The organism is Sphingomonas hankookensis, from assembly GCF_022664465.1.
Taxonomy (GTDB): domain Bacteria; phylum Pseudomonadota; class Alphaproteobacteria; order Sphingomonadales; family Sphingomonadaceae; genus Sphingomonas; species Sphingomonas hankookensis.
In genome coordinates this window covers 265,264-276,164 of sequence record NZ_JAKREV010000004.1, presented here as the reverse complement: position 1 = coordinate 276,164, position 10,901 = coordinate 265,264, and the positions used below count along the sequence as shown (strand labels likewise).

7 protein-coding genes are annotated in these 10,901 nt (G+C 66.6%); 1 reads left to right on the top strand and 6 read right to left on the bottom strand.

The window, feature by feature from the left end:
- Positions 1 to 57: 57 nt before the first annotated feature.
- From MF610_RS12845 to MF610_RS12825, 5 genes are read right to left on the bottom strand one after another with little or no spacing between them, the layout of a single operon-like run.
- Positions 58 to 792, bottom strand: coding sequence for a P-loop NTPase family protein (locus tag MF610_RS12845; RefSeq protein ID WP_242197248.1), 735 nt, complete (start codon positions 790 to 792; stop codon positions 58 to 60).
- An 18-nt stretch (positions 793 to 810) separates the two neighbouring features.
- Positions 811 to 2,145 carry a GNVR domain-containing protein gene (locus MF610_RS12840; protein ID WP_242197245.1) on the bottom strand — a complete coding sequence of 445 codons (1,335 nt, stop codon included), beginning with the start codon at positions 2,143 to 2,145 and terminating at the stop codon, positions 811 to 813.
- Positions 2,146 to 2,190: 45 nt separating this feature from the next.
- Positions 2,191 to 3,444 (bottom strand): nSTAND1 domain-containing NTPase, encoded by a 1,254-nt coding sequence (locus tag MF610_RS12835; protein WP_242197242.1) that lies wholly within the window; start codon positions 3,442 to 3,444, stop codon positions 2,191 to 2,193.
- Between the two features lie 34 nt (positions 3,445 to 3,478).
- Positions 3,479 to 4,288 carry a polysaccharide biosynthesis/export family protein gene (locus MF610_RS12830; protein ID WP_242197239.1) on the bottom strand — a complete coding sequence of 270 codons (810 nt, stop codon included), beginning with the start codon at positions 4,286 to 4,288 and terminating at the stop codon, positions 3,479 to 3,481.
- A gap of 12 nt (positions 4,289 to 4,300) precedes the next feature.
- Positions 4,301 to 5,581, bottom strand: a complete 1,281-nt coding sequence (locus MF610_RS12825; protein WP_242197236.1) for a porin family protein — start codon at positions 5,579 to 5,581, stop codon at positions 4,301 to 4,303.
- Positions 5,582 to 5,840: 259 nt separating this feature from the next.
- On the opposite strand from MF610_RS12825, the gene MF610_RS12820 reads away from it, so the two are divergent.
- Positions 5,841 to 9,608, top strand: coding sequence for a family 16 glycosylhydrolase (locus tag MF610_RS12820; protein WP_242197233.1), 3,768 nt, complete (start codon positions 5,841 to 5,843; stop codon positions 9,606 to 9,608).
- A 100-nt stretch (positions 9,609 to 9,708) separates the two neighbouring features.
- Here MF610_RS12820 and MF610_RS12815 read toward each other — a convergent pair whose 3' ends face one another.
- Positions 9,709 to 10,731 carry an NAD-dependent epimerase/dehydratase family protein gene (locus MF610_RS12815; RefSeq protein ID WP_277924084.1) on the bottom strand — a complete coding sequence of 341 codons (1,023 nt, stop codon included), beginning with the start codon at positions 10,729 to 10,731 and terminating at the stop codon, positions 9,709 to 9,711.
- Positions 10,732 to 10,901 lie beyond the last annotated feature (170 nt).

Below are 10,901 nucleotides of genomic sequence, written 5' to 3'. Positions count from 1 at the left end.
CCTGTCGTGGCCCGGCGCGCGTCCGCCCGATGGGTCGCGGGCGCGCGCCATGGCGGTTCAGCTGATGACCGACCCGAGCACCGGCACACCGCGCTCGTCGAGCGCGTCGATCACGCGGCGGATCGCCGACATGCGGGTCCGGCCCTGCTGCGCGACGAGGATCACCCCATCGAAGCCGGCGACCATGTTGGCGAGCGCGGTCGGGCGCGACGCCATGCCGGGCAGCGACACGATCGCCTGCCGCGCGCCCGACAGCGACCAGTTGCCGGTCAGGTCGGCGATCGGACGGGTTTCCAGCCGGTTCTCGACCGCCGCGCTGGCGTCGCCGGCGGGCAGCACCATCAGCCGCGGGACCGCGGTCGGCAGTGCCTGAATCGGGAAGTCGGGATCGTCGAGCGACTGGGCAAGGCCCGGTCCTGCCGGCACGCGGAATAGCGCGGCCATCGCCGGGTTGCCGAGCCCGCCATCGACCACCACCGTCGCGGTGCCGGCCTGCGCGAACACGACACCCAGATTGGCGGCGAGCACCGCGGCGGCATCGCCCTCTTCGAGACCGACGACCGCCAGCAGCCGGACCGACGAACCGGCCGGATCGGCATCGGTCGCCGCCAGCACCTTGGCCCGGATCGCGCGCATGTCGCCGGTATAGCGATCGTTCAGGTCGAACGCCGCGACGACCAGCTCGCTGACCCGGTCGTCGCCGGGGCTGAGCACCATGACCGCATCGCTGGCAGGTCCGGTCCGATCGAACCCGGTGTCGCCTTGCGGCGACGTAGAGGAGGTAAGACGCATGGTTCGAATCCTAACAGGCTAGATACGGCGCAGCGCGCGGCCGGAACGGGGCAGGTTCGCCAGGTCGGCCAGCACGTCGGTGCTGGTCGCCTTGGCAAGGCCGCTGGCCGAACGGACGCGGGGCGACAGGATTTCCAGCACCAGCGCCAGCCCGATCCCGCTCAGCACGCCCAGCAACGCACCACCGATGATCCACAGGATCAGGTTCGGCTTGAACGGCAGCAGCGGCGCCGATGCCCGATCGAGGATCGTGGTGTTCGCCCGCGACACTTCGGTCTTGATCGACGCATCGTTGAAGCGCGCCCGCACGGTGTCGTAGGTCTGGCGCGCCGCATCGACGTCGCGCTGCAGCACGGCCAGCTGATCCTGCACGCTTGACATGCGCAACATGCGTTCCTGCTGCGCGGCAAGACGCGCGCGCAGGTCGGCCTCACGCCGCTGTGCCGCCACGCCGGCACCCGACAGCGCGCTCGCCTGCACGCCGCGTGCCGAGCCGAGCTGCCCCTGCAGCGTCGACAGCTCGGCCTGCGCCGCGCGCATCTGCGGATGGTTGGGGCCGAGCGTCTTCGACAGCTGCGCCACCTCGGCCGCCTTGGTCGCGACCTGCTGCTGGATGCCCTGCACCGACAGCGCGCTGGCGACCTCGGGCATGTTCGCCGCACCCGCCGCCTTGGCGCGCGCATCGGCGGCCGCGGCACCGGCCGCGCTCAGCTCGGCGGTCAGGCTCTTCATCCGCTCCGCTTCGAGATCCATGCGGTCGATGCCGAGGATGCCGTTGGCGCGCTGAAAATCGGTCAGGCGCTGCTGCGCCTGTTCGAAGCGGCCACGCACTTCGGCGGTCCGCGCGTCGTACCACTGCGCGTTTACCCGCGCCGGATTGACGCGCAGTTCGACCTGCTTTTGCAGGAACGTGTCGGCGAACAGGTTGGCGATCCGCGCCGCGACCTCGGGGTCTTCGTCGACGAAGCTGATGCTGATCACATTGCTCTGGCGGTCGGTAACGACGTTCAGGTTACTCGCGATCCGCTTCTGCGCCTGTTCGAACGCCGCCTGGTTGTTCGGTTCGGTGATCAGCCCCGACCGGCGCGTGACCTCGTCGAGCACCAGCTCGCTCTTCAGCACGCTGACCTGCGTCCCGATGATCGAATCGATGATCGACGCGCTCTGCGGCGTGGTGTTGTCCGACTGATCGGTCTGGGTCAGGTCGACCAGCAGCGACGACGTCGACACATATTTGCGCGGCTGGACCAGGGCCAGGACGACCGCCAGCGCAAAGATGGCCCCCGCCACGGTAATGACGAGCATCATGCGCGAACGCAGTGCCTGCCAGAGATCCGCGAGATTAAACGTCATGTCCGATCACCTCTTCCCGGAATACGCCGGCGTCGGCGCCCCCCATCATTGTCCGACAAACCGGTTCGCGCGTGCACCATTGGCCGCCATGATGGCCAGGAACTGCGGTGCCAGACTGTCTTGGAATACATAGCGTCCCGGTGCCGCCTGCTGCAGCGCGGGCGACAGCGCGTCGACCACCGGCTGCGGGACGACCGGGCCGGTGCCGCCATCGACCACGGTCAGCGTCGCCGCCTCCGCGATCTGGAGCAGCGGCGCGCGCGCCGCCGGATCGCGCAGCAGGTGGTTGAACAGGCCGTATGCCTGCCCGCTCACTTCCGCCCAGTCGGTCAGCGCCGTGGCGAAGCCGGCATCGACATCGCCCGGTTCGATCCGGTTCGACCCGCGCCGGTTGGCGGCCAGCGCCGCGTTCAGCCCGAACAGACGTGCGTGATAGGGCGAACCATAGGCACCCTGTGCCAGCAGCGCCGCGACGTCCGGTTCGATCGTCAACCCGCTCTTGCGCGTGCAATTCTCGATCAGCGTGACCAGTTCGTCCTGCGCGATCGGACCGACCGCGACCCCGGCCATGTGCCGCCGGAGCGACGGATGCCCGGCGACCAGATCGGTGACGCTGGTTGCGATGCCGACGACGCAGATGGTGAGGCGCGCGTGCATGTCGGACAGCAGCTTCATCAGCGCCGCCACTTCCTCCTTGACGCGCGCATCCTCGACCCGGTCGAACTCGTCGATCACCAGCACGGTCGCGGTACGCACCTCGACCAGTGCCCCGGCCAGATCGCGCGCGGTGAAGGTCCGGTCGCGCAGGCCCGCGACCGCACGACCGACCGGCGTGTCGCGGTCCGCGCCCGGAAGTGCCGACAGGAACGGGCGGAAGATATCCGAAAAGTCGATCGCGCCGCTGATCGATTCGTACAGAACGACCTGGCCCACTTCGTCGGCGAGTTCGCCGAACACGCGGATCAGCGACGTCTTGCCCGACCCGCGCGCGCCATAGACGACGACATGCTTGCGTTCGCTAAGCATCGCCCGGACCAGCCGGTCGATCTCCATCGTCCGCCCCGACAGGCCGAAGCGGTCCTCGACCGGCAGCGCCGCTGCGAAGCCGCGATGGATGCGCTGCTGCACGATGCGCGCTTCGACCGCCGGATCGCGCGGACGCGGCGTCGCCCCGCCCTGTGCCGGGGACGGCGCGCGCGACGGCGCGGTGACCGTGCGGTCGATCAGCAGCGGCGGCGATTGCCGGCCGCTATCGGCCAGCTTGCCGAACAGGTCGCTGATCCATGTCAGAAAGCCCATTACCGCCCCCGCCCGATCGTGCGATCCCGCATCGTCAAAACAGCTTTTCCTTGATGACCAGCACGTCCTCGGCCCGGACCTGATCGTCGAGGTTCACCCCCTCGACCTTCTGGCCGCCGCGGCGCACCTCGATCCGGCGGGTCGAACCGGCCAGCGTCGGACCACCGGCACGGGCCAGCGCCTGGCGATAGGTCATGTTCGCCTGAAAGGGGAACGCGCCCGGCTGGTTCACCTGGCCATAGACATAGACCATCTCGGCCGGCGGAATGAACAGCGTGTCGCCCGGACGCACCATCTGCGCCGCCAGACCCGCCGGATTGCCCAGCTCGATCCGCTGCGCCGCGCCGCCGCCCGCCGGGGTCAGCACGACGACGTTGGCACCGTCGGCACGCACGCCGCCGGCCCGCGCGACCATCATCGCGACGGTATAGGGCCGGTCGAGCGGATAGTTGCCGGCATTGGGCACATTGCCCAGCACGGTCGCCGCGCGGCTGACATAGTTGGTGACCTCGACGTTGATCGACGGGTTCGTCAGATAGCCGCCGGCGGAGTAGCGATCCGACAGGCGCCGCGCGAAGTCGGACGGCGTACCGCCCGCCGCGGGCACCGCGCCCAGGAACGGCACGTTGACCGTGCCGTCGGCGGCGATGCGCGCACGCACGCCCATGTCCTTCTGCCCGAACACGGTCACTTCGACCTCGTCATTCGGGCCGAGGATATAGCCGGTCGGAACGGCGTTCGCCGCGACCGGCGCCGGCGCCGCCAGCGGCTGTGCCGCTGCGTTGCCGACAGTTGCCAGGAACAGGATCGTGCCGCCCAGCGCGCGCACCGCGTTGCTACCCATGGAAGCCCCTCGTCAAAATCGATAATCGGCGGTTGCCGTGATGCGGTTCGCATCGAAGTCAGCGATTGTCGGCGTCGTCAACCGCTTGGTATGGGATACGTCCCCACGCAGGACGATTCGGTCCGAAATGCGCCGTTGGACTCCCGCACGCAATACTACATAGTCGTCGTTGCTTAACCCGCCCCGAACGAGTTCGGGCGCCGCCCGAAAGTCGCGCGTGCGATAGTCGACCCCTGCCGATACCGAACTCAATCCGCTGATCGCCGCGGTGACGCCCAGCCCATAGCTGGACTGCAACACGAAATCGTTGGTCAGCAGCGTGTCGTTGACGATCGTGCGCGCGGTCGTCGCCTCGATCCGCAGCGGGTTGATCGCGCGGCTGATCAGCTGCACGCGCCAGCCCGGGCCGGTATAGTCCGACACCTGCGGATCGGTGCTGCGCACCGACAGGAGGTTCAGGTCGATGCTGGCCGACAACAGTGAAGAAATCGCACGGTCGAACGACAGACCGAACCGGTCGGTGGTGTTGGTCGTGCCGATCGTCGGGCGATCGGTGTCGTCGCGCCGGTAATAGAGCTGCAGCTGGCCCAGACTCGGCCGCCGATAGCCGACGCCGACGATATAGGTCTTCGTCGTCTGGTCCGCGAACTCGAACAGGTCGTCGTTGCGCGTCGAATAGCGTTCGAACGCGACGCTGGGGAAGAAACCCGCGGGCCGCAGGCAGGTCGCCAGCACGCCGAAGCGCGCCTGGCGCGACGTGTTGTCGATCGCAGCGTTGATGTCGCCGAAATCGGTCCGCTCGCGGCGATAATCGGCATAGGGCGTAACGCCGCACGTTCCCGCGATGTTGCTGGTCGCGCGGCCGGCAACGCCGAGGCGCGGGCGGCTGCGATCGGGATGGAAGGTGAAGATGTCATAGCCATATTGGCCCCGCACCGCGACCTGCGTCGTGCCCAGGATACGCGCCACGTCCAGCGCGGCAGCCGGCGCCACGATCAGTTCGTCGTCCTTCGCTCCCGATTCGTCGGTCGAGCGGAAGATGTTATCGTCATACGCGACACCCGCCTGCGCCGTCAGACGGAACAGGTTCTCGCGCAGCGACAGTGGCAGCGGCGTGGTCGGCGACGGCAGGAACCCGGTCGGGACGATCGTCTCGCCCAGTTGGCGGGTATCGATATCGCCAAGGCCACTGCGCTGCAGCGGCTGCGCCGAGGCGGCACCGGCCGCAGCGACGCACACCGACGCCAGCAGCGGGGCGACCAGACGTCGATGGTCGGTGAAGACGAACCTCAAAGCGTACCTCTTACCCTCGTGAGCGCACGTCCGGCCCGGACGTCGCATACCAAATGCGTATACCTGCGTCAAAAGCCGGCCCGGTCCGTCACCGGCCCACGCCATGCCACGCCACCCACCGCACGCGGCACCCGATAGCAGGGATTCCGCACTGCACCATCCGTTAAATTATCACCAACGCTAAATTAACCTGCTGTAGAGGGCCGCGGTAAAGGTCTCCCGCCCCAATTAAGATGCTGTACTGCAACGGGGTATCTTCATGGGTTACATCAACGCCATCGGGCGCGAGCTATCGCTGTCGGGACCGATCCAGTCGTGGATCGGCAACTCCATCGGATTCGACGTCCAATACGGCACCGCACGCAATGACGGGTTCCACGGCAAGTCGATCGGCGCCCCCGATCAGCTGATCGGTGGCGCCGGTGACGATACCTACACCTTATGGTCGGCCAGCGACGTCGTGGAACGCGCCGGCGAAGGCAATGATACGGTTATCAGCTATCTCCCCAACGGCACCGTTCTGGCCGACAATGTTGAAAATTTGGTTCTCATGGGGACCAATTCGCGGTTCGGCATCGGCAATGCGCTCGACAACATCCTGAAGGCCGGGATCGTCGGTGCCGAGCTGCAGGGCGGCGGCGGCAACGACGTGCTGATCGGCGGTGCGGGCGCGGACACGATGGTCGTCCGCGCGGGCGAGGGATCGGACGTCATTATCGATTTCGACGTGGCACGCGACAATATCCGCCTCGGCGGGTTCGGCTTCAACGACTTCACCCAGGTCAAGTCGGCGATGCAGCAGGTCGGCCGCGACGTGGTCATCACGCTGGACGACGACCAGACGCTGACCCTCCGCGACACCAAGATCGGCGCATTGTCGGCCCGCAACTTCGAACTCGACGTCGACCGTTCGAAATTTTCGCTCCTGTTCGACGAATCGTTCGACACGCTCGTCACCCAGTCGCAGGGCGGATACTGGAAGACCGATTTCGGCAACGGCGACGCCACCGACCGCGTGCGCGTCGGGTCGAACGAGATCTATGTCGATGTCGATTTCGCCGGCACCGCTGCCAAGGCGCTGGGGATCAACCCGTTCTCGGTGCAGGACGGCATCCTGACGATCACCGCCGCACCGTCGGGCGACAATGCGAAATATCTCGGCGGGCGTGACTACACCACCGGCGTGCTGTCGACGATCGGCACCTTTTCGCAGCAATATGGCTATTTCGAAATGCGCGCGGCGATGCCCGAGGGCGCCGGCTTCCTGCCCGCCTTCTGGCTGAAGCCCAAGAACGGGTCTTGGCCGCCCGAGCTGGACGTCATGGAATCGCTCGGCAAGGACCCCGACACGATCTACCTGTCGAACCATACCAAGGAGACCGGGGTCCACACCTGGCAGAACCAGGCGACGCATATCGATGCGTCGGAGATGCACACCTATGCGCTCAACTGGACCAAGGACGAACTGGTCTGGTACATCGACGGTACCGAGGTCGCACGGGTGAAGTCGACCAGCGATCTGGCGCAGGAATTCTACGTCATGATCAACCTGGGCGTCGGCGGCGACTGGGCGGGCAAGCCCGACGCCAACACCGGCACCGGCCAGATGAAGGTCGATTACGTCCGCGTCTATGCCAACCAGGACACGGTCAGCTATACCGACCGCGGCCAGACGACCTTCCTCGACCAGTCGAAGGGCGTCGAGGTATCGGGCACGTCGGGCGCGAACCTGATGCGCGGTACGATCCACGGTGACAAGATGACCGGCGGCGACGGCAATGACACCTATATCGTCAACCATGTCGACGACCAGATCGTCGAATGGAACAACAACGGCAAGGGCGGCTACGACATCGTCGAGGCGTCGGTGAACTACACGCTGTCCGAGAATGTCGAGGAACTGCGCCTCGTCGGTGCGGCGACCAAGGGGACCGGCAACAACGGCAACAACCTGCTGATCGGCAACGACCACGCCAGCGAATTGTACGGGATGCGCGGCGACGACCGGCTGGTCGGCAAGGACGGCGACGATCTGCTCGACGGCGGCAGCGGCATCGACACGATGGAGGGCGGCCGCGGCAACGACAGCTATTATGTCGATCAGGCCGGCGACAAGGTGATCGAACGTGCCGGCGAAGGGCGCGATACCGTGTACGCGTCGGTCAGCTACGTCATGCCCGCCAATGTCGAACGCCTCGTGCTGACCGGCATCGCCGCGATCAACGCGACCGGCGGCGCTGGCGACGACGAACTGGTCGGCAATGTCGGCGCGAACCGGCTCGATGGCGGCAAGGGTGCCGACACGATGTCGGGTGGCGACGGCGACGACACCTATGTCGTCGACAATGCCGGCGACCGCATCATCGAATGGGGCAATGACGGCAAGGGCGGCATCGACACCGTCGAGGCGTCGATCGACTATCAGCTGGGCGCGCAGCTCGAACGGCTGAAGCTGACGGGGACCGCGATCGTCGGCGTCGGCAACGAACTGGACAACGACCTGTACGGCAACGACCAGGACAACCGGCTCTACGGCCTCGCCGGCAACGACCGCCTGTATGGCGGCGCGGGCAAGGACCTGCTCGATGGGGGCGTCGGTGCCGACTATATGGAGGGCGGCGACGGCGACGACACCTATTATGTCGACAATGTCGGCGACCGGATCGTCGAATGGAACAATAACGGCCGCGGCGGCAACGATACGGTCATCAGCTCGGTCAGCTACACGCTGGCGGCCTATGTCGAAACGTTGCGCCTGACCGGCTCCGTGGGGCTGGAGGGGACCGGCAACAACGATGCCAACCTGATCGTCGGCACGACCGGCGCCGACGTGCTGCGCGGCATGGGCGGCAACGACATCCTCTATGGCGAGGACGACCACGACACGATCGACGGCGGCACCGGTGCCGACACGATGTATGGCGGCGACGGCAACGACACCTTCTATGTCGACAACGTCAACGACCAGGTGATCGAATGGTATAATGGCGGCCGCGGCGGCTATGACCGGGTCTTCGCCTCGGTCAACTACACGATCGGCGACAATGTCGAGGATCTGACGTTGACCGGCGCGGCGAACCTGACCGGTACCGGCAATATCCACCGCAACGTCCTCACCGGTAACAGCGGCAACAACCAGCTGTACGGCATGGGCGGCGACGACCATCTGATCGGCGGTGCGGGCAACGACCTGCTCGACGGCGGTACCGGCGTCGACCGGATGGAGGGCGGCACCGGCGACGACACCTATTATGTCGACGACAGCGCCGATCAGGTCATCGAACTGGCCGGCGAAGGCCGCGACGTCGTCTTCGCCTCGGCCAGCTTCACGCTGGGCGACAATGTCGAGGAGCTGCGCCTGACCGGTTCGGCCAATATTGACGGCACCGGCAACGCGCTCGACAACGTCATCAACGGCAATGACGGCAACAACCGCCTGTTCGGCGGCGCCGGCAACGACCGGCTGTGGGGCGGTGCGGGCAACGACTGGCTGGACGGCGGCACTGGTGCCGACATCATGACCGGCGGCGATGGTAACGACACCTATGTCGTCGACAATATCGGCGACCAGGTGATCGAATGGACCGGCGCGGCCGGCGGCATCGACACGGTGCGCTCCTCGATCAGCTACACGCTGGCGAGCACGCTGGAGAACCTGACGCTGACCGGCACCGCGGCGATCGATGCGACCGGCAACGGGCTGGACAACATCATCATCGGCAACAGCGCAGCGAACATCATCATCGGCGGCGGCGGCAACGACCGGCTGACCGGCGGTGGCGGGGCCGACACGTTCCTGTTCCGCGGCGCATCGGGCAACGACGTCATCACCGACTTCGACGGCAACGACAAGATCGACCTGTCGGGCTGGCTGTACCAGGGGGCCGCCGATCTCGCGAAGATCGCGATCACCGACAGTGCGGACGGCGCGGTCATCACGCTGGCCGGCCGGGGATCGATCCAGCTGCTTGGGGTGACGGCACACGAACTGTCGATCAACAGCTCGGGCATGGTCTACCACGTCTGATCGGAGTGCTTCGGGGGGTGGGAACGCCCCCCGGAACGACAAAACCCCCGGTTGCCGAAACGGCGACCGGGGGTTTTCCTGTGCAACGCAGCGGGCGTCGTTATCCGGCGTCGTGGTAGCTGCGATACCATTCGGCGAAGCGCCGCAATCCCTCGTCCAGCCGCACTTTCGGCGCATAGCCGGTCAGCGCGTGCAACCGGTCGATATTGGCATAGGTTGCGGTGACGTCGCCCTGCTGCATCGGCCGCATGACCTTGACCGCCGGGTGGCCCAGCGCCGCCTCCAGCGTCGCGATCATCGTCATCAGCTCGACCGGATGGCTGTCGCCGATGTTCAGGATACGATGGTCCTTGCCCGCCGGTGGCCGGTCGAGCGCGCCGACGATCCCGTCGACGATATCGTCGATATAGGTGAAGTCGCGCGCCATCCGCCCCTCGCCGAACACCTCGATCGGTTCGCCCGCCAAGATTCTGCGCGTGAACGAGAAATAGGCCATGTCCGGCCGACCCCACGGGCCATAGACGGTGAAGAACCGCAGGCCCGTCTGCGGCAGCGCATAGAGCGAAGCGTAGGACGCGCTCATGAGTTCGCACGACCGCTTGGTCGCGGCATATAGCGACACCGGCGACACCGCCGCATCGTCCTCGCGAAACCCGTCGGCGTTGATCGCGCGGTCGCCATAGACCGAGCTGGACGAGGCGTAGACGAGGTGTTCGAACCCGGCCGCGTGGCGGCACGCTTCCATCACCGACAAATGCCCCAGCAGATTGGAATGCTGGTAGGCGAACGGATTGTCGATGCTGTAGCGAACACCCGCCTGCGCGGCGAGGTGGACCACGCGCGTCACGCCGTGATCGACCACCAGCCGCGCGACCAGCGCCGCATCGGCGACGTCGCCATGGTGAAACTCGAAACTGTTGCGCCCGTCGAACGTCGCCAGCCGCGCGCGCTTCAGCGCGGGATCGTAATAGTCGTTGACGGTGTCGATGCCGATCACCCGCTCGCCCCGGGCGAGCAGCCGATGCGCGGTCGCATGCCCGATGAAGCCGGCGACACCGGTGACGAGGATCGGCGCAGTCATCGGGCGGTGATCCGGGCGCGCGTCGTTCGTCGATGTCGTCATCCGTGCGTCTCCGCTAGGGCCGATGGTCGTTTTGGGCCGAACCGCCCGATCCGCCGCTGCCATGCCCGGGTGGTGCAGGACGGCAAGCGCAATGCACCGGTCCGGTGACGGACGCTATGGCAGATCGACAGTGCGCGATAACCCGGAATATTCGTCATTCCCACACAGGC

Excerpts from the sequence above, each read along its gene's own strand:
- MF610_RS12845 (WP_242197248.1), bottom strand. The coding sequence starts at position 792 with ATGCGTCTTACCTCCTCTACGTCGCCGCAAGGCGACACCGGGTTCGAT.
- MF610_RS12830 (WP_242197239.1), bottom strand. The coding sequence starts at position 4,288 with ATGGGTAGCAACGCGGTGCGCGCGCTGGGCGGCACGATCCTGTTCCTG.
- MF610_RS12840 (WP_242197245.1), bottom strand. The coding sequence starts at position 2,145 with ATGACGTTTAATCTCGCGGATCTCTGGCAGGCACTGCGTTCGCGCATG.
- MF610_RS12835 (WP_242197242.1), bottom strand. The coding sequence starts at position 3,444 with ATGGGCTTTCTGACATGGATCAGCGACCTGTTCGGCAAGCTGGCCGAT.
- MF610_RS12815 (WP_277924084.1), bottom strand. The coding sequence starts at position 10,731 with ATGACGACATCGACGAACGACGCGCGCCCGGATCACCGCCCGATGACT.
- MF610_RS12820 (WP_242197233.1), top strand. The coding sequence starts at position 5,841 with ATGGGTTACATCAACGCCATCGGGCGCGAGCTATCGCTGTCGGGACCG.